The sequence below is a fragment of the Mycobacterium sp. JS623 genome, from assembly GCF_000328565.1.
GTDB lineage: Bacteria > Actinomycetota > Actinomycetes > Mycobacteriales > Mycobacteriaceae > Mycobacterium.
Map to the genome: position 1 here is coordinate 6,042,261 of NC_019966.1, position 23,089 is coordinate 6,065,349.

General features: G+C 64.2%; 22 protein-coding genes. 12 read left to right on the plus strand and 10 right to left on the minus strand.

All coding sequences use genetic code 11. The features are described from left to right. Positions 1-2: 2 nt before the first annotated feature. The gene (locus MYCSM_RS29340) at positions 3-1,115 is read right to left on the minus strand and encodes an ATP-dependent DNA ligase (protein ID WP_041312831.1); all 1,113 of its coding nucleotides are present in this window, start codon (positions 1,113-1,115) and stop codon (positions 3-5) included. 113 nt (positions 1,116-1,228) lie between these two features. Here MYCSM_RS29340 and MYCSM_RS29345 point away from each other — a divergent pair, with 113 nt between their 5' ends. After that, positions 1,229-2,305: an ATP-dependent DNA ligase gene (locus tag MYCSM_RS29345; protein ID WP_015309816.1), complete on the plus strand. Its 1,077-nt coding sequence runs from the start codon at positions 1,229-1,231 to the stop codon at positions 2,303-2,305. Positions 2,306-2,315: 10 nt separating this feature from the next. Continuing rightward, positions 2,316-2,783, plus strand: coding sequence for a hypothetical protein (locus tag MYCSM_RS29350; RefSeq protein ID WP_015309817.1), 468 nt, complete (start codon positions 2,316-2,318; stop codon positions 2,781-2,783). Between the two features lie 106 nt (positions 2,784-2,889). Here MYCSM_RS29350 and MYCSM_RS29355 read toward each other — a convergent pair whose 3' ends face one another. After that, positions 2,890-3,903 (minus strand): phosphotransferase enzyme family protein, encoded by a 1,014-nt coding sequence (locus MYCSM_RS29355; RefSeq protein ID WP_015309818.1) that lies wholly within the window; start codon positions 3,901-3,903, stop codon positions 2,890-2,892. Positions 3,904-3,948: 45 nt separating this feature from the next. On the opposite strand from MYCSM_RS29355, the gene MYCSM_RS29360 reads away from it, so the two are divergent. From MYCSM_RS29360 to MYCSM_RS29385, 5 genes are read left to right on the plus strand one after another with little or no spacing between them, the layout of a single operon-like run. Continuing rightward, positions 3,949-5,250, plus strand: coding sequence for an aspartate aminotransferase family protein (locus MYCSM_RS29360; protein ID WP_015309819.1), 1,302 nt, complete (start codon positions 3,949-3,951; stop codon positions 5,248-5,250). A gap of 29 nt (positions 5,251-5,279) precedes the next feature. Next, a complete protein-coding gene (locus MYCSM_RS29365) occupies positions 5,280-5,648 on the plus strand; it encodes a hypothetical protein (protein WP_015309820.1) in 369 nt (122 codons plus the stop codon). A 13-nt stretch (positions 5,649-5,661) separates the two neighbouring features. Next, positions 5,662-6,534: a tRNA glutamyl-Q(34) synthetase GluQRS gene (gene gluQRS, locus MYCSM_RS29370; RefSeq protein WP_015309821.1), complete on the plus strand. Its 873-nt coding sequence runs from the start codon at positions 5,662-5,664 to the stop codon at positions 6,532-6,534. Positions 6,535-6,578: 44 nt separating this feature from the next. Beyond that, a complete protein-coding gene (locus MYCSM_RS36335) occupies positions 6,579-8,054 on the plus strand; it encodes an ABC transporter permease subunit (protein ID WP_083906360.1) in 1,476 nt (491 codons plus the stop codon). Beyond that, a complete protein-coding gene (locus tag MYCSM_RS29385) occupies positions 8,051-8,806 on the plus strand; it encodes an amino acid ABC transporter ATP-binding protein (protein ID WP_015309823.1) in 756 nt (251 codons plus the stop codon). Before MYCSM_RS36335 ends, MYCSM_RS29385 begins: the two co-directional genes overlap by 4 nt. Positions 8,807-8,856: 50 nt before the next feature. On the opposite strand, the gene MYCSM_RS29390 is transcribed toward MYCSM_RS29385, so the two are convergent. The 3 genes from MYCSM_RS29390 to tgt form a co-directional block, all read right to left on the minus strand. Then, positions 8,857-10,062: a saccharopine dehydrogenase family protein gene (locus MYCSM_RS29390; protein ID WP_015309824.1), complete on the minus strand. Its 1,206-nt coding sequence runs from the start codon at positions 10,060-10,062 to the stop codon at positions 8,857-8,859. Positions 10,063-10,152: 90 nt separating this feature from the next. After that, the gene (locus MYCSM_RS29395; RefSeq protein ID WP_015309825.1) at positions 10,153-11,376 is read right to left on the minus strand and encodes a cytochrome P450; all 1,224 of its coding nucleotides are present in this window, start codon (positions 11,374-11,376) and stop codon (positions 10,153-10,155) included. A gap of 4 nt (positions 11,377-11,380) precedes the next feature. Then, the gene (gene tgt, locus MYCSM_RS29400; protein ID WP_015309826.1) at positions 11,381-12,646 is read right to left on the minus strand and encodes a tRNA guanosine(34) transglycosylase Tgt; all 1,266 of its coding nucleotides are present in this window, start codon (positions 12,644-12,646) and stop codon (positions 11,381-11,383) included. Between the two features lie 17 nt (positions 12,647-12,663). Between tgt and MYCSM_RS29405 the strand changes: the two genes are divergently transcribed. After that, the gene (locus tag MYCSM_RS29405; protein WP_041312833.1) at positions 12,664-13,095 is read left to right on the plus strand and encodes a lipoprotein LpqH; all 432 of its coding nucleotides are present in this window, start codon (positions 12,664-12,666) and stop codon (positions 13,093-13,095) included. Here the strand turns inward: MYCSM_RS29405 and MYCSM_RS29410 are convergent. After that, a complete protein-coding gene (locus MYCSM_RS29410) occupies positions 13,092-13,997 on the minus strand; it encodes a haloalkane dehalogenase (protein WP_015309828.1) in 906 nt (301 codons plus the stop codon). The genes MYCSM_RS29405 and MYCSM_RS29410 overlap by 4 nt on opposite strands. 183 nt (positions 13,998-14,180) lie before the next feature. Between MYCSM_RS29410 and MYCSM_RS29415 the strand changes: the two genes are divergently transcribed. Continuing rightward, the gene (locus MYCSM_RS29415) at positions 14,181-14,642 is read left to right on the plus strand and encodes a lipoprotein LpqH (RefSeq protein ID WP_015309829.1); all 462 of its coding nucleotides are present in this window, start codon (positions 14,181-14,183) and stop codon (positions 14,640-14,642) included. Positions 14,643-14,700: 58 nt separating this feature from the next. Here MYCSM_RS29415 and MYCSM_RS29420 read toward each other — a convergent pair whose 3' ends face one another. After that, complete coding sequence (locus MYCSM_RS29420) at positions 14,701-15,042, minus strand: DUF732 domain-containing protein (protein WP_015309830.1); 342 nt, start codon at positions 15,040-15,042, stop codon at positions 14,701-14,703. 55 nt (positions 15,043-15,097) lie between these two features. Between MYCSM_RS29420 and MYCSM_RS29425 the strand changes: the two genes are divergently transcribed. After that, positions 15,098-15,472 (plus strand): hypothetical protein, encoded by a 375-nt coding sequence (locus tag MYCSM_RS29425; protein WP_015309831.1) that lies wholly within the window; start codon positions 15,098-15,100, stop codon positions 15,470-15,472. 407 nt (positions 15,473-15,879) lie between these two features. Here MYCSM_RS29425 and MYCSM_RS29430 read toward each other — a convergent pair whose 3' ends face one another. Genes MYCSM_RS29430 through MYCSM_RS29440 form a run of 3 tightly spaced genes read right to left on the minus strand, consistent with a single transcriptional unit; the run spans position 15,880 to position 17,749 of the window. Next, a complete protein-coding gene (locus MYCSM_RS29430) occupies positions 15,880-16,629 on the minus strand; it encodes a helix-turn-helix transcriptional regulator (protein ID WP_232425690.1) in 750 nt (249 codons plus the stop codon). A gap of 41 nt (positions 16,630-16,670) precedes the next feature. Beyond that, positions 16,671-17,522: a DUF2637 domain-containing protein gene (locus tag MYCSM_RS29435; RefSeq protein ID WP_015309833.1), complete on the minus strand. Its 852-nt coding sequence runs from the start codon at positions 17,520-17,522 to the stop codon at positions 16,671-16,673. Next, a complete protein-coding gene (locus tag MYCSM_RS29440) occupies positions 17,519-17,749 on the minus strand; it encodes a helix-turn-helix domain-containing protein (RefSeq protein WP_051073834.1) in 231 nt (76 codons plus the stop codon). The genes MYCSM_RS29435 and MYCSM_RS29440 overlap by 4 nt, the downstream gene beginning before the upstream one ends. A 369-nt stretch (positions 17,750-18,118) precedes the next feature. On the opposite strand from MYCSM_RS29440, the gene MYCSM_RS29445 reads away from it, so the two are divergent. Both MYCSM_RS29445 and MYCSM_RS29450 read left to right on the plus strand, forming a co-directional pair. After that, positions 18,119-21,529 carry a serine/threonine-protein kinase gene (locus tag MYCSM_RS29445; RefSeq protein ID WP_015309834.1) on the plus strand — a complete coding sequence of 1,137 codons (3,411 nt, stop codon included), beginning with the start codon at positions 18,119-18,121 and terminating at the stop codon, positions 21,527-21,529. A 68-nt stretch (positions 21,530-21,597) separates the two neighbouring features. Next, positions 21,598-22,908, plus strand: coding sequence for a hypothetical protein (locus tag MYCSM_RS29450; RefSeq protein WP_051073835.1), 1,311 nt, complete (start codon positions 21,598-21,600; stop codon positions 22,906-22,908). Positions 22,909-23,089 lie beyond the last annotated feature (181 nt).

A 23,089-nucleotide genomic window follows, 5' to 3' on the forward strand; every position in this document is an offset into this window, starting at 1 on the left:
GCTCAGCCTTCTCCCGTCGCTTCGCTCGCCACGGATGACTCCAGCACGTCGTAGAGGTCGAAGGTGATCGGCACATCAAGCTGCTCGAAGGTGCAGCTTTGCGGGTCGCGATCGGGCCGCCAACGAATGAACTTCACCGCATGCCGAAAACGCCTGCCGTGGCCGGATGTCGCCGGCCCTCCGGCTGCGTGCAACGCGTTTCCCTCCATCTGGTCGTAGGCCACCTCACACACCCTCTCGGGACGCACCGGGATCCACCGCTTGTCTGCCGCGGAGTTCCACCGACTCGGATCCCCTTCGCGCACCTCGTCGCCCTCGCGCAGCGGCTCGAGATCAGCGAGTAGCTTGAGCCGGTCCTTCGCGGTGAAAGATGCAGCGCCCCCGACCATTTGCAGTTCGCCGTCGTCGCGGTACAGCCCGAGCAGTATCGACCCGATACCTTCGCCGCTCTTATGGATGCGGTAGCCCATCGCCACACAGTCGGCGTCGCGGGCATGCTTGACCTTGACCATCTCCCGCTTGCCCGGCAGGTACGGCCCGTCCAGCCGCTTCGCGATCACCCCATCTAGGCCCGCGCCCTCAAAGGTGTCGAGCCACTTGGCGCCCTGCTCGGGATCCTCGGTGGTGCGGGTGACATGACACCACTGTTTTTCGTTGATCGACTGGGACAGCGCCTCCCGACGCACCCGGAATGGCTCCTTCAACAACGAGCTGTCGCCGGTGGCCAGCGCGTCGAAGCCGATGAAGTGTGCAGGCGTCTGCTCGGCCAGCATCTTGATGCGGCTCTCGGCCGGGTGGATGCGCTGCGACAGCGACTCCCAGTCCAGCCGGATGCGTCCGCCGATCTCGCGAGGCACCACGATCTCGCCGTCGAGCACGCAGCGCGGCGCGAGTTCGTCGCGCAACGCCTGCTCGAGTTCGGGGAAGTAGCGGCCGAGCTCCTTGCCGTTGCGCGACTGCATGACGACTCTGTCGCCGTCGCGGAACACCAGCGCGCGAAAGCCGTCCCACTTCGGCTCGTAGGACCACACCCCCGGGTCGGGGGGCACCTTGGCCTGGGCCTTGGCCAGCATCGGCTCCAACGGTGGCATTACGGGGAGGTCCACGCTTTTCATACTCAACTAGACCGCCGACACCGGGCAATGTCATCGCGGGGGTTAACGGGTTGATTACTCGCGCCTGGTACTAGTAATCGACCCGTTAAGGGGCGGCACCCGACAATGGATCGATGCAGCTGCCCGTGATGCCGCCCGTGTCGCCGATGCTGGCCAAGCCAGTGCGGTCAATCCCGCCGGACGCGTCCTATGAACCAAAATGGGACGGCTTCAGGACCATCTGCTTCCGCGACCGCCACGAGGTGGAGCTGGGCAGCCGCAACGAACGGCCGATGACCCGGTATTTCCCGGAAGTGGTTGCGGCCATCACGACCGAACTGCCGCAGCGCTGCGTAGTCGACGGTGAGATCGTGATCGCGACCGACCACGGCCTGGATTTCGAGGCGTTGCAGTTGCGCCTGCACCCAGCGGCCAGCCGCGTCAACATGCTCGCCGAGCGGACGCCCGCCTCGTTCATTGCGTTCGATCTGCTGGCCCTCGGCGACGAGGACTACACCGAGCGACCGTTCCACGAGCGGCGCGCCGCACTCGTCGACGCATTGGCCGATTCCGGCCCGTCGGTCCATGTCACGCCCGCCACCACCGATCTGGCGACCGCGCAGCGGTGGTTCTCCGAATTCGAGGGCGCCGGGCTCGACGGTCTGATCGCCAAGCCGTCTGCGATCACCTATCAGCCGGACAAGCGAGTCATGTTCAAAATCAAGCACGAACGAACCGCCGACTGTGTGGTCGCCGGCTACCGGATGCACAAGTCGGGGGACGGCGCGGTCGGCTCACTGCTGCTCGGCCTCTACCGCGACGACGGCACCCTCGCCTCGGTCGGCGTGATCGGCGCGTTTCCAATGGCCGAGCGGCGGCAGCTGTTCAGCGAGTTGCAGTCATTTGTCACCACGTTCGAGCAACACCCGTGGAACTGGGCCGCTCACATGGCAGCCGACAGCACACCGCGTCGATACGAGGGGGGTTCGCGGTGGAACGCGGGTAAGGACCTGTCGTTCGTGCCGCTGCGACCCGAACGCGTGGTGGAGGTGCGCTACGACCACATGGAGGGCGAACGGTTCCGCCACACCGCGCAGTTCAACCGCTGGCGACCCGACCGCGACCCCCGCTCATGCACCTACGAACAGCTCGAGCAGCCGGTGATGTTCGACCTTGGCGATATCGTGCCCGGCCTCGGCCGAAACGTGTGATGCTTCGCCGATGGCGATCACCCGCGCGATGGCTGCCGCCATCGCCGTCACCAGCACCGCTATCGGCTTGGCAAGCCCGGCATCGGCGGACGACCAACTCGATGGCGACTTCAACCTTGTCACCGACGGCCCGCCGACGATCTGGACCGTCACCACGCAATGCAACGCAGAGCGCACCTGCGGAGGGACGGTGGCGACGTCTCGGGGGTGGGTCGGGGCGATCAGCAGAGTGGCCGGCGGCCCCTGGACCGTTGAACGCCGTGGCGCCTCAACTGGGTGGACATGCCCCGACGGAAGTACCGGCCCGGCAGACCTGCTGTACTCGTTCGACCCTGTGACGCTCGCCGGCACCGTCAGCGCCATGTCGAAACCCGGGGTGTGCAACGACCCCAACCCGCAGCAGGGTCAACAGCCGATAAGTCTGCAGCCTGCGGCCCCGTCTGCTCCACCAAAGTTTCTTGACGGCCTAATTCCCTGACATTGATTAGACCGCTCATTCACGCCAGCTCGGCCGTCTTCTCCTCGAGGACCATCAGCGTGGTACCGATGCGCTCGATCCGTTCGTCGGTCAACGTACGCGAGGGTCATACTCGCGACGAGTGAATCGCGTCGCGCAGCCAGTCGCGATCGGTGAGGTATCGCTCGGCCAGCCGGGCCGTCCCCGTCGCGAAACCGTCGGTGAACGCGATCGCCGCGTCGGCATCGGCGTGCGACGCAACCCAGGCGGTCAACATGAGCCTGCGCAGCATCACCAACGTCGGGATCATCTCCAGGTGCTCGCCGGGAATGTCGCGCACCTCGTGGTAACCGCGCAGCCAGTCGGCGATCATCCTCTCGGCCTCCGGCGTGTCCTCGATGAACGACACGACCGCGGCGAGATCGAAGAGATACCAGGACCATCCACAGTCGTCGAAGTCGATGACGGTGATCGGGCCAGAAGCATCGGTTGGGTCGACCATCAGATTCGCCATCCGCAGATCGGCGTGTATCAAGCCGAAACGGTCTGTCCCGCAGCCGAACTCGTTGAGTCGACGGTCGACCTCGGCGGCCGCGCGTGCCACGACCACCTCGTCCGCCGCAGTCAATCCCGGCGCGTGCCGCCAGTTGCCCCAGCGCGCCTCGCTGCCGAGCGTGGCCTCGACGTCCCAGCTGAACCGCGTGAAGTAATCGGGTGCGGTCCACCGCTGGACGTGGTCGTGCATGGCCGCGGTGATGCGACCGAGTTCGTCGAAGCCGACGGCATCGGGCTGTTCCTCGGCGGTACAGCCGGAAATGAACGTCACGGCGTCGACATGCAGGGTGTTGCCGTCGACCACGGCGGGCACCACGTCGCGGCCGTCGCGCGCCGGGATCAGGTGCGGAGTCAGCACGCCGGCCTGCTCGCGCAGCGCGGTCATCCACTGCAGTTCGGAGCGAATCCCATCCAGCGAGTGGTAGCCGGGCCGGTGCACCCGCAGCACCATCGGGTCGGCGTCGTCGACCAAGTAGGTGGCGTTCTCCGACAGGCTCAGCAGCCGCAGCGGACTGTCGCGGTCGCGGCCGTAGGCAGCCAGCGCCGCACGGGCATACGACTCGTGGTCGGGCGGCAGTCCGGACATTCCACACAGTCTGACGGACGACGGCCCATACAGCAGACTGGGGCGGTGAGCTTCTCGAACATCATGGACTCGAACAGCTACACGGCCGGTGACGACGGCGACCCGCTGATCGAGGCCCGCGAGCGCGTGCTCGGACCGGCGAATCGGTTGTTCTACGACAGGCCGGTGCATCTGGTCCGCGGGCTGGGCAGCCACGTGTTCGACGCCGACGGCGCGCGCTACCTGGACGCCTACAACAATGTGGTCAGTGTCGGGCACTGCCACCCGCACGTCACCGATGCGGTCACTCGTCAGATGTCGACGCTGAACACCCACACGCGCTACTTGCACCGCGGCATCGTCGACTATTCCGAGCGGCTGCTCGCCACCATGCCCAGTGAGATCGATCAGGTGATGTACGGCTGCACCGGCTCAGAGGTCAACGACCTCGCGTTGCGCGTCGCCGAGGCCTTCACCGATGCGAAGGGTGTCATCGTCACCCGCGACGCCTACCACGGCAACACCGCTGCAGTAATGGAGATTTCGCCGTCTCTCGGCGACGCGACGACGCCCGCCCGGCATGTGCGTACGGTGCCGCCTCCCGACAGCTACCGGTATCCCGATGCGGCGGCACGCTTCGCAGCCGATGTCGCCCGCGCGGTGGACGACTTGAGCGAGAACGGAATTCGCCTCAGTTGCCTGATCGCGGACACGATCTTCTCGTCCGACGGCATCTACCCCGACCGCTCGGTGCTCGCGCCGGCCGTCGACGTCGTGCATCGAAACGGCGGGGTGTTCATCGCCGACGAGGTGCAGCCAGGCTTCGCGCGCACCGGCGAATCCATGTGGGGGTTCGAGCGTCACGGCGTGATACCCGACATCGTCACGATGGCCAAGCCGATGGGCAACGGCCTGCCCGTCGCCGCGATGGCGGCGCGTGACCACGTGTTATATCCGTTCGCTGCCAGGGTGCCGTACTTCAATACGTATGCCGGCAACCCGGTGTCGATGGCCGCCGCTGCGGCGGTGCTCGATGTCATCGAGAACGAGGATTTGATGGGCAATGCCGCTGCGGTCGGCGCTGCGCTGCGGGCGGAGCTGGCCCCGATCGCCGCGGACAATCCACGCGTCGGCGATGTGCGGGGAGCAGGGTTGTACATCGGGGTGGAGATCGTCAGCGACCCCGATGCGAAGACTCCGGACAGGACTGGCGCCAAGGCACTGGTCAACGCCATGCGCGAACGGCGGGTGCTGATCTCGGTGTGCGGCCATGACGGCAACGTACTGAAAGTCCGCCCGCCACTGGTGTTTTCCATGACAGACGTCGACTGGTTTTGCAGCGAATTCACAGCGGCCCTGGCGGTTTAGCCAACCGAGGGTGCGGGCACGCCACAGGTATGTCAGTGACAGCATTTCAGGATCTGCCGCTCGCTGATCGGGACCGTGAATGGGACGGCGATGCAGCGGAGAAACGAGTTCGCAAGTGGGCTGACGCGCAAGACGAGCCCAACCAGAAGTACCGCGACGCGCACGTCTGGTACGACAGCGACAACAAGGACAATTTCACCGCCTACAAGCTGCTGATCGCCGACGTGGTCGACGGCAAGCTGGAGGCCGTGCCGCGCGGGGTGATGGCGGCAGGGGCGATCATGCAAGGCTCACGCGGTGGCGTCGACTTGCCCAAGGACGACATCGACCGGGTCAAGAGCCACCTCGCCAAGTACTACAAGAAAATGGGCGACACCGCTCCCTGGGAGCGCAGCTAGGTAGATTGCGGGCGTGACCGCTGGCAGGTTCGCGCCCAGCCCGTCGGCCGATTTGCACATCGGCAATCTGCGCACAGCAGTGCTGGCGTGGTTGTTTGCGCGCTCGACGGGACGTCGCTTCCTGATGCGCGTCGAGGACCTCGACGACCGCACCCACACCGACATCGCCAACCGCCAGCTCGAAGATCTGGCGGCGATCGGGCTGACGTGGGATGAGCCCGCAGAATGGCAGTCGGAGCACCCACAGCGCTACGACGCCGTTGTCGACGACCTGGCCGACCGCGGTCTTCTCTACGAATGCTATTGCACCAGAAGGGATATCGCGCAGGCCCCGCGGGCCCCGCATGCACCGCAGGGCGCGTATCCGGGCACGTGCCGCGACCTCACCGATGCCGAACGTGAGGTCCGGCGTCACGAGACGGGGCGGCCACCGGCGCTTCGACTGCGCACGGACACGTTCGTGCACACGGTTCATGACCTGCTGCACGGCGAGTACACCGGCATAGTCGACGATTTCGTGGTGCGACGCGGTGACGGTGTCGCGGCCTACAACCTCGCGGTGGTGGTTGACGACGCCGCGCAGGGCGTCGACCAGGTGGTCCGCGGTGATGACCTGTTGCCGTCGTCGCCGCGGCAGGCCTACCTCGCGCGACTGCTCGGCTACCCGGAGCCGACATACGCCCATGTCGCACTGGTGCTCAATGAAGACGGCGCGCGGCTGGCCAAACGCGACGGCGCCGTGACACTTGCCGAGATCGGCGTCGCACAGGCCCAGGCACAGATCGCTGGCTCGCTTGGCTATTCAGCGGCGACCCCCGAGCAGATGCTCACGCAGTTCAAACCCACGGCGCTGCCTCGGCAACCGTGGATATACCGGCCGGGTTGAGCAGAACTCTTGGTCGGCGTCCGCGGCCCTGCTAGCTTCCGCCGGTGCGCAATCTCCGAAGAGCCGTCGCGGCCGTGTTGCTGCTCGCCGTCTTCCTGCTCACCGCGTGTGGGTCGTCGACCACAAACGGGGACAACCCGGTCAAGTCGGCGGGGTTGCTGCGGGTCGGCACCGAGGGCGTGTACTCACCGTTCAGCTACCACGACCCGGCCACCGGCCAGCTTGTCGGCTACGACGTCGACGTCGCCCGCGCGGTTGCCGACAAGCTCGGCGTCAAGGTCGAATTTGTTGAAACGCCATGGGATTCGATCTTCGCCGCGCTGGAGGCCAACCGGTTCGACGCAGTCGCCAACGAGGTGACCATCAACGCCGAGCGCAAGCAGAAGTACGACCTGTCCGAACCGTACTCGGTTGGTGAAGGCGTCATCGTCACGCGGGCCGACGACAACACCGTCAAGACGCTCGACGATCTGAAGGGCAAGGTCGCCGCCGAGAACGCAACCAGCAACTGGGCGGATGTGGCCCGCAAGGCCGGGGCGCGAGTCGAGACCGTCGAAGGATTCACCCAGGCCATCAAGCTCCTCAACCAGGGCCGCGTCGACGTCGTCGTCAACGACAGCATCGCCGTGTATGCCTACCTCGCCGAGACCGGCGACACCTCCGTCAAGATCGCCGGCAACGTCGGCGAGAAGAGCGAGCAGGGCTTCGCCGCGCGCAAGAACAGCGGGCTTCTCCCCGACCTGAACAAGGCACTCGACGAACTCCGTGCCGACGGCACGCTGGCCGACATCTCGCAGAAGTACCTCAAGGTCAACGCGTCTGGGGCGCCCGCGGCAGCCGGGAACCAGACGAAACCGAAGTCGACGTGGGATCTGATCTTGGAAAGTCTCGGGCCGTTGGCGAAGGCGGCGATCACCAAGACGATTCCGTTGACGGTGATCAGCTTCGTGATCGGGCTGGTGCTCGCGCTGGCGGTGGCGTTGGCCCGGCTGTCACCGAACGTGATCCTCACCAACGTGGCGCGGTTCTACATCTCGATCATCCGCGGAACCCCGTTGCTGGTACAGCTTTTCATCGTGTTCTACGCGCTGCCGGAATTGGGGGTGAAGATCGATCCGTTCCCGGCGGCTGTGATCGCGTTCTCGCTGAACGTCGGCGGCTACGCGGCGGAGATCATCCGCTCGGCCATCCAGAGCATCCCGAAGGGCCAGTGGGAGGCGGCCGAGACGATCGGCCTCAATTATGTTGGCGCGCTGCGGCGCATCGTGCTTCCCCAGGCCACGCGGGTGGCGGTGCCGCCGCTGTCGAATACGTTGATCTCACTGGTCAAAGATACTTCCCTCGCCTCGACCATATTGGTCACCGAGTTGCTGCGACAGGCCCAGATCATTGCCGCGCCGACGTTCGAATTCTTCGCGTTGTACGGAACGGCTGCCGTGTACTACTGGGTGATCTGCCTGGTGCTGTCGTTCGGTCAGAGCCGCATTGAACGCCGGCTGGAAAGGTATGTGGCGCGATGACAGAGAACCGCGTGCTGGCCGAGGGCGTGCACAAGGCCTTCGGGGAAAATGAAGTGCTCAAAGGTGTTTCGTTCACGGTGCCGCAGGGCTCGGCGACGACGATCATCGGGCCTTCGGGCTCGGGGAAGACGACGCTGCTGCGGGCGCTCAACGCATTGGACGTGCCTGATGCAGGGGTGATCCGCGTCGGCGAGGTCGAACTGGACTTCTCCAAGCCGGTGGCCAAAGACCAGCTGCGTCGGTATCGCGCGCAGAGCGGCTTTGTCTTCCAGTCGCACAACCTGTTTCCGCACAAGACGGTGTTGCAGAACATCACCGAGGGCCCGATCTTCGTGCAGAAACGGCCGAAGGACGAGGCGGAAGCCGAAGCCGCCGAACTGCTGCAGCAGGTCGGCCTCGCCGAAAAGCGGGACCAGTACCCGTATCAACTGTCCGGTGGCCAGCAGCAGCGTGTCGGCATCGCCAGGGCGCTGGCGCTGAAGCCCAAGGTGGTGCTATTCGACGAGCCAACGTCGGCGCTGGATCCCGAACTCGTCGGTGAGGTGCTGTCCGTCATCAGGGATCTGGCCGTCGAGGGCTGGACGTTGGTGATCGTGACGCACGAAATCCAGTTCGCCAAGCAGGTTTCCGATCAGGTGCTGTTCACCGATCACGGGGTGATTCTGGAGCAGGGTCCGCCCGCCGAGGTGATCGGCAACCCCAAGGAAGAGCGCACCCGCCAGTTCCTGGACCGGATCCTCAACCCGCTGTAGCGATTTGTGTGCGTTTTGTTGCGCTCGGCAGTGAGCTCTTCTGGCATATGTCAGAGCTCCTTCTGGTCCCACGGTGAACCGTAGGCGGTCAGCAGCTCCAGGAACGGCACAGAATCGAAAGCCTCGGGTCCGAGCACGCCGCTGCCGCTCCACGTGCCGCTGGCCAGAAGTTCCAGCGCCACAACGGGATTGATGGCGGTTTGCCATACGACACACTGATGGCCGTACTCGGTCATCGACCATTGATTGTCGACCACGTGGTACAGATACGTCGATCGCGGACTGCCGTCCTTGCCGGTGCCCGTCACCCATAGCCCGGCGCATGTCTTGCCGTGCATCTTGGGCCCTAGCGTGGCTGGATTCGGTAGGCAAGCCGCGACCACGTCACGCGGACTCACTTCCACGCCACCGACCGTGACCTTGTCGGTGCGATCGAGACCGAGCTTGTGCAGCGTTTTGAGTACGTCGATGAATTCTGCGCCGAGACCGTATTTGAAGGTCGCGCGTTTGCAGTTGACCCAGCGCGGCATCAGCAGGACTTCCTCGTGTTCGACGTTGACGCATTCGACGGGGCCGATGCCGTCGGGAAAGTCGAAAACCTCTGGCTCAGAAAATGGTTCGGTGGTGAACCAGCCGCGGTCCGCCTCCCAGATCACCGGCGGGTTGAGGCATTCCTCGATGGTGGTCCAGATCGAGAACGACGGCGCGAACTCGTAGCCGTCGACGGTGAGATTCGAGCCGTCGCGGGTGCCGAGCTCGTCGATGTCGGAGAATAAGTGATCGGCGGCGTATCGGGCGAACACATCGGAAAGGCCAGGCTCCACGCCTATCCCGACGAGAGCGAGGCGGCCCGCGGCCTTCCACTGCTCCTCGACGGCGAACTGTTCGTCGCCGAGTTTGACGCCGGTGAGCTCATGCGGCCGGTCGGGATGGCGCTGCGACAGGCTCATCGCCATGTCCAAGTAGTCGGCGCCGCCGGCCAGGGCACCGTTGAAAATCGGCATCACGAATCGCGGATCAACGGCGTTCATGACATGGGTGATGCCGTGTTGGCCGACCACTGCCGCGACGTCGTCTGCCCATGTCGCATCGACTCGCGCCGCCGAGAACCGCTCGTCGCCAACGGCCTCCGCGGCTTGCTCGGCCCGTGACTCGTCGTAGTCGCTGACGACGATCTGCTCGAAGAAGTCCCTCCGGGCCGCAATCGCACAGAACGCCGAGCCGACGCCGCCGGCGCCCACTAACAGGATTCGCATGCGCACGACGGTATAGACAAGGCCGCCGAGATCGACGTTTTGGCGGGATTTGCTCGAACTTCCACGCCCGAACGTGAGCTTCGGCGTCGTCTAGATGGCGACCTCCAATGACGCCATTCCACGCAAGGTCACGTTCGGCTTGTATGCAGGTTCACCGACCAGCCGTGAACGCGGGAAGCGCTCGGTGACCTTCGTCAGTGCAACAGCGGCCTCCAGGCGTGCCAGCGGCGCGCCGAGACAGAAGTGCGGACCCTTGCCGAACGCCAGGTGGCGAATGTTCTCCCGATCGGGGTCGAACTCGGCTGGCCGATCGAATGCCGCGGGATCGTGGTGCGCCGCGGCCAACAGCAGCACCATCACGTCCCCCCTCGGGACGTCGGTGTCGCCAATTGTCATGTCGTCGGCAGCAATTCGGCCCATCAACTGGACCGGCGGGTCGTACCGCAACGTCTCCTCGACGACGGCTGAAACCCGTTGCGGGTCAGCGGCCAGCGCCTGCCAGTGCTCGGGATGCCGCAGCATCGCGAGAATGGCGTTGGCGATCAGGTTCACCGTCGTCTCATGTCCGGCAACCAGCAGCAGGTTGCACGTCGCGATGATCTCTTCTTCGGTCAGCTGATCGCCCGATTCCTCGACGTGGATCAACGCCGACATCAGGTCCTCCCCCGGATCGCTTCGCCTGCGCACGATCAGATCCCGCAGATAGCCGCGCAGCCACATCCCGGCCTCGACCATCTCGTCGAAACTTTCGTTGGCCTCACCGGTGAACGACAACACCGGATCCAGTGCCGCGGCCAGCAGCGCCGATGCCCGGCTGAACTGCGGCTCGTCCTCGATCGGTACGCCGAGCAGTCGGCAGATCACCGCGACGGGCAGCGGATAAGCCAGATCGTTGATGACCTCGAAGCGCTCGGCGGCTGCGACCTTGTCCAGTAGCGAGTCGACCATCTCGGTGATGCTCGGCTCCAGGGCCTTGACGACCTTCGGCGCGAAGGCCTTGCTCACCAGCTTGCGCAGCCGCGTGTGGTCAGGCGGGTCGAGGAACAGAAATCCCGGCGGACCAATGGGGCGGGCCTCGGCGCCCGCGGCGATCTCGCGCTGTGCGGCGGTTGACTTGAGCCGGTCGCTGGCCGACGACGGATGGCGCAGCACCTCGTCACAGTCGGCAAACGACGAGAACACATTCAGCGTCATGTGCGGCAGTTGCAGGGGCCCGCGCTCGCGGATCCGTTCATAGGCGGGGTACGGGTTGGCCCGGTTCGACCGGTCGAGCAGCTGCAGCAGCAGGGCCTGTGGATCCGCGGTAGCGGTCATCTATTTATTGTGCACGCGTCGAGTAGTACTGGCCCAGAACGTGTGCGCGGAGTTCGTCGAACTCGCCGGTGCGGATCGCCGCGCGAATCTGGTCGACGAGCCGGATGACAAAGCGCTCGTTGTGGATGGTGGCGAGCGTCTTCGCCAGGAGTTCTTTCGCCTTGAACAGATGGTTCAGGTAGGCGCGGGTGTAGTGGGCGCAGGTATAGCAGTCGCAGTCGGCGTCGATGGGGCTGAAGTCACGCCGGTACCGCGAATTGGTGATGTTGAAGCGGCCGGTCGGCCCGTAGACCGCGGCGTTGCGCGCGACCCTCGACGGCGATACGCAGTCGAAAGTGTCGGCGCCCGCCGCGACCGCGTCGAACAGATCGTCGGGCTCGCTGATGCCCAGCAGGTGGCGGGGCTTGTCCGCGGGCAGTTCACTGCTGACCCAGCCGACGATCGTCGCCAGGTTCTGCTTCTCCAGTGCGCCGCCGATGCCGTAGCCGTCGAACCCGCGCCCGTCCTCATCGACGATGGTCGTCAGTCCCCGGGTGGCCTGCCTGCGCAGGTCCTCGTACTGGGCGCCCTGCACCACGCCGAACAACGCCTGCGCCGGCTTTGACGGGTGCAGCGCAGTCAACCGGCGGTGCTCGACCAGACAGCGCACCGCCCAGTCGTGGGTGCGCTTCACCGACTCTTCCTGGTAGGCGCGGGTATTGACCAGCGTGGTCAGCTCGTCGAAGGCGAAGATGACGTCAGCGCCGAGCTTATGCTGAATGCCGATCGACACCTCGGGGGTGAAGCGGTGTGTGGACCCGTCGAGATGCGAGCGGAATGTGACTCCGTCGTCGTCGACATGGGCCAGCCGCTCCTTGCCCTCGGCGATGACGTCGTCGGCCTGCACCCGTTCGGTGTCCATCGCCAGCACCTTCTTGAAGCCGGCACCCAGCGACAACACCTGGAACCCGCCGCTATCGGTGAACGTCGGCCCGTGCCAGTTCATGAACGCGCCAAGGCCACCTGCCTCCTCGACGATGTCGGGGCCAGGCTGCAGATACAGGTGGTAGGCGTTGGCCAGAACCGCTTGCGCGCCAAGGTCTTTCATGGTTTCGGGCAGGACGGCCTTGACGGTGGCCTGGGTGCCGACGGCGATGAACGCCGGCGTATGGATGTCGCCGTGGGGAGTGCGGATGATGCCGGCGCGACCGAGTCGTCCGGGCAATTCGGCGTCAACGCTGAAGAACGACGCCGACGAGTCTCTCGGACGAGGAGTATTCGGCACGGTCACGTCGTAGATTTTGCACTGTGAGAATCGCGTGGGTAGCCGCCGCAGTGACGCTGGCCGTCGCCGGGTGTTCGTCGGGGCCGCCGGACTACAAGCCCGGGCCGGGCACGCTCGTCGCTGGCACCGCGCAGGTCACCGTCAACGGCCAGAATGTCGGCACCACCGAGGCGGTGCAATGCACGCCTGCGGGCTCGCTGACCACCATCACCACCGGCGATCAGGCGTCGGGAGTGACCGCGCTGATCTCCAACAAGGACGAGCTGGCCGCCGATGCCGTCAGCCTCAACAACGTCGGCGGCTTCACCGGTAGCTACAACAGAGGCCTCGGCGAGGATGCGAAGGTCACGATGACCGGCAGGACCTACGACATCACCGGGGCGGCCGTCGGCTTCGCCACCGCCAATCCCAGCTTCAGGACGACAGGCACGTTCGCGATCAAGGTCGCCTGCTAGCGCGCGAGGAATCGGACAATCGCCTCTGCGAGCTCCACGCCGGCGTCTTCCTGCAGGAAGTGCCCGGCGTTCGCGATGACGGGGTGGTCGATGCCCTGCGCGCCGCGCATCTGGCTCGAGAAGATGGGCGCCATCGCGCCGGTGATCGGGTCGCTGTCGCTGAATGCCACGAGCATTGGGGTTGTGCTGTCGCACAACGCTTTCCACGCAGCGCGGTTGGCCTCCGTCGCCGGGTCCTCCGGTGAGGTGGGCACGAGCCCCGGCATCGCCCGCGGGCCGACGCAATAGGAGTCGTCGGGGAACGGCGCACTGTAGGCCGCGCGGATTGCGCCGGTAAACGGGCGCGCGCAGCCGGCCTCGACCCAGCGGCCAACGTCTAGCTGGGATGCGCCCTGGATCGCCTTGCGGAAGTTCCACCACACCTCGGGCATTGGATGATCGCCCGTGGGCAGTCCTGTGTTGGCGACGACGATGCGCGCGAACCGATCCGGATTTTCCGCGGCGATCCGTAACCCGATCAGCCCACCCCAGTCCTGCCCGACGAGCGTGACGTGCTGCAGGTCGAGCACGTCGAACGCGACAGCGCGCATCCACTCGACATGCCGGGCATACGCGTGGTCCCCGATCCGGGTGGGCTTGTCGGACCTGCCGAAACCGACCAGGTCCGGACAAATGACCCGATAACCGGCGGCGGCCAAGACCGGCATCATCTTCCGATAGAGAAACGACCATGACGGCTCGCCGTGCAGCATCAGCACCGGATTACCTTCGGCGGGACCGACTTCCACCCATGCCACCCGCAATTGCCCGCCGTCGCCGTCGTCGACTTCGCAATACTTTGCGGGATAAGGGAATTCAGGCAGATTGGCAAAGCGTTCGTCCGGGGTGCGCAAAGTCTGCATGCGAACGAACCTACCGAATGTGCCTAGTGCGATGCCGCCGTACCCATCAAGCCCAGATAACGATCAGTCGGTGCGCAGGCAAATTTTTCGCCAAATCGCCATATCCGCCGTGAACGGGCCACCCATACTGGCCGGGATGATCCGCTGATCTTGTCGGATCACGACAACAAAAGGAGAACAGTCGTGAAGCGTGGGTTCGTGGTCGCCGTAGGCGGCGCGGCGATTGTCATTGCCGGTCTTTCCGGCTGTGGTTCGGGTGAGAAGAAGTCCGAGACAAGCGGCCAGACGTCCTCGGCGGCGTCAGCGCAAGGCAAGACCACCGTCACGATCGATGGACAGGATCAGAAGGTCCAGGGCACAGTCGTGTGCAGCTCAATGGGCGGAAACATGAACATCGCGATCGGCGACGCCGCGACAGGCATCGCGGCCGTGGTGAGCGATGACGGCAAGACCGTACAGTCGGTCGGTTTGGGCAACGTCAACGGTGTGACGCTCGGCTATCAGGCCGGTACCGGCCAGGGCGACGCGAAGGCCGAAAAAGACGGCAAGACGTGGAAGATTTCAGGCACCGCGACCGGCGTTGACATGGCCAACCCCATGCAACCGATGAACAAGCCGTTCGCGATTGAGGTTTCCTGCCCGTAGCCCCCCATTACGACATCGGCGGCGTCCGGAAAGGGCGCCGCCGTTGTCGTGAGAAGAATCAGGCAGGAAGCTTGTACCCGGCCGCCGACTGCCGCAGTTGCCAGATCTGCGCCGGGCAGAGCTCGTTGACGGCCTGATTGATCAGGTAGGCGCCCTGGTAGTAGTCGGAGGTGTTGAAGTCGGCCTTGACCTCCTCGACCAGTTGCGCGTAGCTCATCTTGGCGGCGACTCGGTCGCAGATGCTGTTGCCGTAGCCGATCGCGGCGTCGGCGTTGGGGAAGTTGTATCCGGGGCGCACATGCACGTTGACGAGGTAGGCCACCACGTCGGCGTTGGCGGGCGGGGCCATCGCGACGGTCGAGAACAGGCCCACGAACAGCGCGACAGCCAGCGACTTCATGAGTAGTGAGCCTAATGCGCACCCAGTGTGTGCGCAGGGACCTACGCTATGGCCCATGAAACTCATGGCTGCACTGGCGTTGGGTTGTGGATTCATCGTGGCACCGATGGTGACGGCGACAAGCGCGTCGGCGTATCCGGTGTCCTGTGACGGCACCGCCCCCGCATGCGTGCCGTACATCGAGCGGGGCGCCACCCTGGGTGACGCCTGCGTGCAGAACACCCGGTACAACCTGGCGCTCGACTCGTCGGGTGGCACGCTGGCATGCAGTGCCAAGGGCCAATGGATCGCGTCGCCGCCGCTGGTCGGTATTCGCACCGACCGCGCCGTGTGCGGCGAGGACAAGGGCGTAGCGCTGACAGCCGACGGCATCACGATGAGCTGCATCGGCGGCGCATGGTCACCCGACTACCGGGTGCCCTTCGCCTGAGCGGCTTCAAATCGCCGAAACTGCGGTCAGATCGCGATCTCGACGGAAGTTACGATCTGCCGGCAGTCTCGGCGAAGAGAAATGGCGGTGGCGGAGGGATTTGAACCCTATTCAGCTACCTGATCAGGGCGTCGATAGTGGCTCTAGCTGCGAAGAAACGTAACAGAGGTTCACTTCAGTTAACTGTAACTGTGGCCAAATTGTGGCCACGGCGTGGCCACAAGCCGATCGCCGCGAAGGACGGATGCTCCCCGCACCATCCTCACCACAGGTCCGGCCGCCAGCAAACCCAACGCGAGATCGGACAGGAGTTGCGGTGGCATAGGTCCTCGCGCTTCGGCCACCGGTCGGTTTGCGAGGAATGCGGGTCCGGGAGGTCCCGCTGCGCCTGCGTTGCCTCGCCGCGCTCATCGCGCCTCGTTTAGCCATTTCTCTACATCCGCACGGCGGTACATCACATGCCTGCCAAGCTTGAACGACGCAGGGCCGCGCTCTCCCAGGGCGCGCCAGTAGCGCAACGTGCTCGTCTTGATCCGCGTCATCTCGGCTACGTCGGCGACGGTGAGAAGTTCGCTATCCTGTCGCCCTGCGGATCCCGTCGGGGCCGGACCCGGCGGTCTCTTCTGCCGGTGTGCGAGAAGGCTTTCGGCGATGGATAGCAGTGCGTAAGTGCTCGCAAGCTTCCAGGGTGATGCGCGGGCTGGCTCGATCCGGCCTGCAGCCTCTACCGCCTTCTCATACCAGCCGGTCGTTCTCGATGTCGATTCTGACGGTGCATTCCTGTTACTGCGCAAGGGTTCTGTCCGTCCGTCGACTCCTGCGAGCCACTGCTCTAGGTCCTTTCGCCGGTACAGCGTCCGGGTGCCTGCCTTGATCGTCTTCGGTCCCTGATCGGTTTGACGCCAATAGCTCAGGGTGTGCACTGACAGCCCCGTCAGCTGTGCCACTTCAGCAGGCGTCAGGTTGTCCTTGCCCAGCGGAACGCGGGCGTCGGCGCCCTCAACAAACTTTGGGCAATCGCACTCGGGGGCCGCGCAGGACGAGCCGCCGGGGCGTCCTCCCCCACCGCCGTGGTGAACGCTGGCGAAGTGCCCGCACTTGCCGCAACGGGCCATCGCTCTGATCGAGCCGGGGCTGTCGCCCACTACCTCCGGCACTTCCGCGTTGTTGCCACGGCTTCATTCTCCGCTCGGAGCAGTCAGCTGGCCACCGCAAGCTCCCGCTGTCGGTTCTCGGCCGCCGCCTGCACGATCCGCTGCGCAGTCCTGTAATTGATCCCAGATCCCTTGGCGGCAGCGTTGATCGACGCGCCGTTGCGTCGTGCCGCAAGAACCGCGATCACAGTCTCGACAGCTTGTGTGGTCACACCGGATGCAATCAGCTCCGACGCAAGGTTTGCATCAACCTGTGCACGTTCTGCATCGGCCTCTGTCACTTCGACTTGCGCTGAGTCCCCCATTGTCTGTGCCGGGTCAGGTTGTACTGATGCAGAGGTCTGCGCTCGCGCACTGGCTGGGGCAAACGGTGTGACCTCGCCTTTTGCATTCTGAGTGGGGGGTTGCGCCAACCGTTGCTTGGCTGGAGTTTGTGTACCGGTAGACGAGGTTACGGTGCGGGCGCGGCGTGCCGGTTTGTCCCCGAGCGCAACCAACATCAGGGTGGACACTCCGACCGCGGTGTCGATGATGGCAGGGAAAACCCACGCCCATTCCGCTGGCGTGCCCGTCTCGATCAGCAGGTCACGGAGCGCGCGGAAGCTGAGCATGAAGGCGCCCATGCCGATGACTGCAACTGCCGCGGTAGCGCAGCGGTAGACCCTGCCGGACGCTCCAGCACGGACGGCGAGAGCGATGCCGTGCACGGCGGCGAGGAGGACGATGGGGGGCACAGCTGCGGCGCCAATCTCGATGACGACCTTGGGGATGTACGGCAGCAATGCGTGGACCTCGTTGCCGACGAGACTCACAAGTGTCGCACCCAGCAGAAGGCCCCAGAAGAAGCGGACGGCGCGGTGGTGGTTCTTCTGGGTGATCTCGGCCTGGGTGGTCATTTGTCCTCTTGCCCGGCTGTGAGGTCGTGCGTCACCGTTTGCTCGCCCATCTCGACAACGAGCGAGGCACGAACACCTAGCGCCTGGAGATAGTCCGCGAGGGTGCTGACCAACATGTCGTGCTGCCTCTCCATACGGCTGATCTGTCCCTGGCTAGTGCCGAGGGCCTCGGCCAGTTCCACCTGGGTGAGGCCAACCGTCCGGCGGAGGCTGGCGAGGTCGATCACCTTCTGATTATTTCATCAACGCCATATAGCATCAATGGTATTTCAAGTTTAGTTAACTACAGCATCAACGTGGTCAGTGGTGGCTGTGAGTTCTCCACCCACGAACTCGGATATCGAGGACGGGTGGATCACCAGATGCCGAGGTGCGTACGGGTCAGGCGAATCGCTGGAGCTCTGGCCACGGCGACGGGAGAGCGGACCCTCTTGAAGCGGATCGAAATATCGGGAGCACGCACCTCTGCGCCCGTCCGTCGAACGCCATCGCAACCTCCAGGGACGGCAACCCGCGGCGGGTTCAAATCGTGTCGGACCGCTATGTTTCGATAGGACTCCCGCCAGCCAGCGTCGACACAAAAGGGGGTCTTGAGCGTGCCCGACGTTATCGCTGACCACTACATGCTTCTGAAGGTCGAGCGCCGTAGCGGGACCTTCTCCATCGTCCGCAAGGCGATTGATGACCGCGACGAATCGTTTGTTGCTGTCAAGCTCCTGTCGGGCCAGTCCGACGACGTGACCCGGAAAGTCTTCAACAACGAAGCGAACACGCTCAAGAGCCTTTCGCACCCAAACATCGTGCGCTGCCGCTGGTCCGGCATGGACGAGACCGACACCTATGTCCTCGTCTTGGATTGGGTCGAGCGCAACCTCGACGATGTGTTGAAGGCATCTGGACCGTGGGACTCATGGGATCGGTTGGCTACCGAGATAGCCCTGCCACTGGTGGATGCCCTTGCCTACACCCACCTGAAGCAGATCGAGCACCGCGACATCAAGCCACAAAACGTCCTAGTCTCAGACGAAGGGGTTCCCCTGCTTGCAGACTTTGGAATCGCGAAGATCCGCGGCGAGGAGCAGACAACTTCGCATACCGTCGCAGGCTGGCATTCGAAGCCGTACGCGCCGCCGGAACTCAACGCTGATATTCGGTATGTGCGAGACGTCTACTCAATGGGCGTTCTCCTCATTCAATGCATGACCAAGGAGCAGCTCAAGGACCTCGCGGGTGTCGAACGGGCATTGGAGACAATTCCCGTTCCTCCTGAAGCCCGGCGCCTGCTGGGCTCGTGCATCGCCACGCAGCCGGATGACCGACCGAAGAACGCCAGCGACCTCCTGGGCGCCCTAAATGCCATCCAACAGCGCAGACAAGCAGAGCAGCAGGTTGCGCGAAATCCGGTCTGGCTGCGCCTTACGAAGTCGGCCATCAAGGCACTGGCGCGTAGTGATGACGCACGGCAGGAGGCGATCGGCAAGGCCAACGCAGACCTGTCGGGGAACGTCTACGCGTCCTTCTTTAACAGCCAAGAGTCGGGCGAACTCCAGCGTGATCGCATCCGCCTCGACGGCGAGGCCTGGAGCTTCACCTTGAAGTGTGACGAGAGCGGCGCTGTGATCATCAAAGCGGCGGAGCTCGACTTTGAGCGACTTGAAAATCACAGACGGCGTGCGCTTCTCATGCCGAAAGTCTTCGACTGGACGTTCAACCAGCCGGCCAACCTTGCCCTTGCCAAGACCGGCATTGCCACCTTGATCGACACAGTCGATGCCTTCTACGAGGCTCAGGGCGATGGGGACGCAAGTGTCGGAGAGGAACGGGTCGGCGACGAACTATTTGACACCTGGCGTCGAGTTCTGAATGCCCGCGAAGAGCTTGCCCGCGGGGAGAAGAAGCCGCTTCCCTACAAAAAGTGGCAGGCACGGGGTCGTGAGGCCACGTTCACTCTAGAGACGGCGGTGGACCACGACCTGGTGGGCACCGAATGGCGTGTGCGGGATCTGGCGACCGACCGAAAACTCGGATGGGGCGAAGTCATCGATCACGAGGGCGATCGAGTTGTGATCCTGAGCGCCAGGCGGTGGGAAGGACTTCCCGACCGCGCGGTACTCGATCCGCACCTTGGACCCGACGAAGCGGCGCTGAACCGACAGCGTCAGGCCGTCGACGACGTTCAGCGCGATAAGTCAGCTCGCCCAGATCTGAGGCAGTTGCTTCTTGACCCCGGCTGCAACGCGGAGCCCAAGGCGATTCCGATCGTGAGCTGGAACCGCGAACTTGACGAGCGCAAGCGGGAGGCCATCGAGACAGCGATGGGTTCCCCGGACATCTTCGTAGTCCAAGGACCACCAGGGACGGGCAAGACTAGCTTCATCGCTGAGCTCGTTGAGCAGACACTGCAAGCAGACGCCCAGGCACGGGTGCTCATCGCTTCGCAGACGAACGTCGCCGTGGACAATGCCCTGCAGCGGCTTGCTGACAGTGGCCGGGCGAGCATGGTCAGGCTCGCAGGCGCTGACCCGAATCGCGTCGATGAATCAGTACGGCACCTTTTGCTCGATGCTCAGATGAAGCGGTGGGCAAGAGCGGTGCGCAAGAACGCTGAGAGTCACCTCGGAGCGCGTGCCTCCGAGGCGGGGTTGGCGCCATCACATCTCCGAGCAGCGTTGGCGCTCCAGCAGCTGTCTGCCACCCTGGCGCAACTCGACCACATCCAGACCGCGCGCCCAGACGAGGAGGGGGAGCGGCGGTCGGAGTTGGCGACTTCCCTGTCGGAGCCAACGTCCTCGACATCGGTACAGGAGAAGGTTGACGCGCTGGCTGACCTCCGCGATGAGCTGCTATCGGAGGCGCAGTCGGAGCTTGGCAGCGACCTGACCCTGACGGCAGACATGACTGCAGCAGACGCGATGAATGCTGTAGATGCCCTCATCGGTGGAAGCAGCGATGCGCAGCAGCTTTTGATCCGGCTCCAGTTGCAGGGTGAGTGGCTGCAGCGGATCGCCTCGGATTCTGGCCTCGCGAACACCTTCCTCGACCAGACGAGCGTGATCGCGGGAACCTGCGTCGGCTACTTGAGGCATCCCGCAGTGCGCCATCTCGACATTGACCTGTGCATCGTCGATGAGGCGTCTCGCGCAACCCTCACCGAAGCCCTAGTGCCGGTCTCCCGAGCCAAGCGCTGGGTCGTCGTCGGTGACACGAACCAGCTGCCACCGATCGACGAAGACCTGCTGCGGAACAAAGACCTGATGAACGACAATCAGCTCCTTCCCGAAGACGTCAAACAGACGCTCTTCCAACGACTGACGGATCGGTTACCGGAACACTCGCAGGTCATGCTGAATCAGCAGTACCGGATGATCCGCCCGATCGGTGACATGATCTCGACCTGCTTCTACGGCGAGAAGTTGCGCTCCCCCAACGACGGCGGGCTCGGCGGCTACGCCCTCGGCTACGGCAAGCCCGTCCTGTGGCTCGATACGTCGGCCCACGGCGAGGCTCGCCGAGAGGCAGCTCCCCAGGGCAAGGGCAAGAGCTTCGCAAACCGTGCCGAGGCTCGCATCGTGATCGATCGACTGGTGGTGCTAAATGGGTCAATCGATAAGCAGGTCGTCAGCCTGCCGAAGAACTGCGAGCAGCTGGATGTTCTTGTCATCGCGCCATACGTCGCGCAAGTCGCCGACCTCAAACAGCAGCTCGCTCCACTTGGCAACCGGCTACGGCACCTGTCAATCACGGTCATGAGCGTCGATGCAGTGCAGGGGCGTGAGTCGGATGTCGCCATCTTCTCGGTGACACGCAGCAACTCCAAGGCTGAGCTCGGGTTCATCGGCCCCGACTACTGGCGTCGCATCAACGTTGCGCTCTCCCGCGCTCGATTCGGCCTCACCATCGTTGGCGACGCGGGATTCATCAGAGGCACGACCGGTGCACTGAAGAAGGTGCTCTCGTATGTCGAGACACATCCGGACGACTGCGAACTGAGGACAGCCGAGCGATGAGTCTTACGTCAGCCGACATACTTAGGCGCCGGTTCGGCGATCACCGACCGGGGCTCCAGCTGATCAGCGTGGTCGATGCCGCCCTACCGGTCACGATGCTCCGCGTGGATGTGCTGGCTCAGGAGCGCAAGCCGCTCCCCTTGCTGGAAGAATTCATTCTGCGGTTCGTGCACGCAGGGGTTCGTGAGATCGATGAGATCGCTGCACTCCTTGGCCTGCAGCGCGACCAGGTAGTCAGCACCGTCGCCGACCAGATCAGCTCCAACAACCTCACCAAGGCTTGGAGTGGACAGCTTGGCCTCACAGCGCTGGGTCTAGAAGCAGCGCGCAATGCCGCAGCGGTACAACCCGTCTTAACCCAACTCAATGTGCCGTTCGATCGGCTCGTCTGGAATGCCCAGAACTACGCACGTTCCAACCTGATCAAGAAGCGGGACGCCCTGGAGGCCGGCCTTGAGATCTTGCCCGCCAAGAAGAGCTCACGAGTCGACCTAAACGACCTTGCCGTGGAGCGCTTCAACGAGCTGGTCGAGTCGCGCGACGACCGGACGCGGCAAGTAGAGGTGCTGCGCGTTCGAAAAATCGCGTCACAGAACCTGCACCTTTACATGCCGGCCCAGCTGCTGGTCTATGGCGATCCCGACTCCGGTGAGGTGGAACTGGGGCTATGCGTCGACGGAGACCTGCAGCCCGCTCATGGGTTGGAGCTAGCGGCGGCGGACGCCGTCATCAAACTCGGGATCGCTGTAGCGCGCCCGGAGTCTCGTCCCACTCTGGCGCCCGAGCTCGAGGAGCAGCGGGTTGCCAGCGATCAGGTCGAGATCCTCAGAGCCAACGGCGAGCTGAGGCCCAGAGACGGCGACGAATCCACCGAGATTCCGCAACGCATCGAGGACATTGCGGTGCGCAGTGTGGATGTGCATGAGCACCCGCAGCTCCTCGCTAAAGCGCTCAATGGCGCCACGGAGCGGCTACTGATCATTGCGCCGTGGGTAAGAGGCGCGGTCGTCAACACGGACTTTCTCGCTGCCCTTGAGCGACGACTTCGGGCGGGCGTTGAAGTGCATGTCGGTCACGGGTACGGACCCGATGACAGCGGATCCGACGACTTTGCGCTGCGCAAGCTCAACAATCTGGCAGCTCGCTACGACAAGTTGCGTATCGTCCGCCTACAGAACACCCACGCCAAAATCCTGATCTTCGACGACCAGTGGATCACGACCAGCTTTAACTGGCTCTCCTTCAAAGGTGATCCAAATCGGACCTACCGCATGGAGGAAGGCACGCTCGTCCAGATCAAGAGCGAGGTCGACAGGGCCTTCGCGCGTTACATAGATATCCTCGATGCTGATGGGGTTGACCCCCGCGAGCGAGCCTGACCCTTGTGTCTACTTCGCCTGCCGCCGGCCCAAGTTCCGTAGCGCTTGCGCGACGCCGACAGTTGCGGTCCCAGCGGCGCCGAGCTCCGTCCCGTCAACGCATCGGCCGTAATCGAGGACCTGGCGGGACACCGATACGGCGAGCGATCCGCCCCGGTACCTGCCTCGCCGATCTACTCTC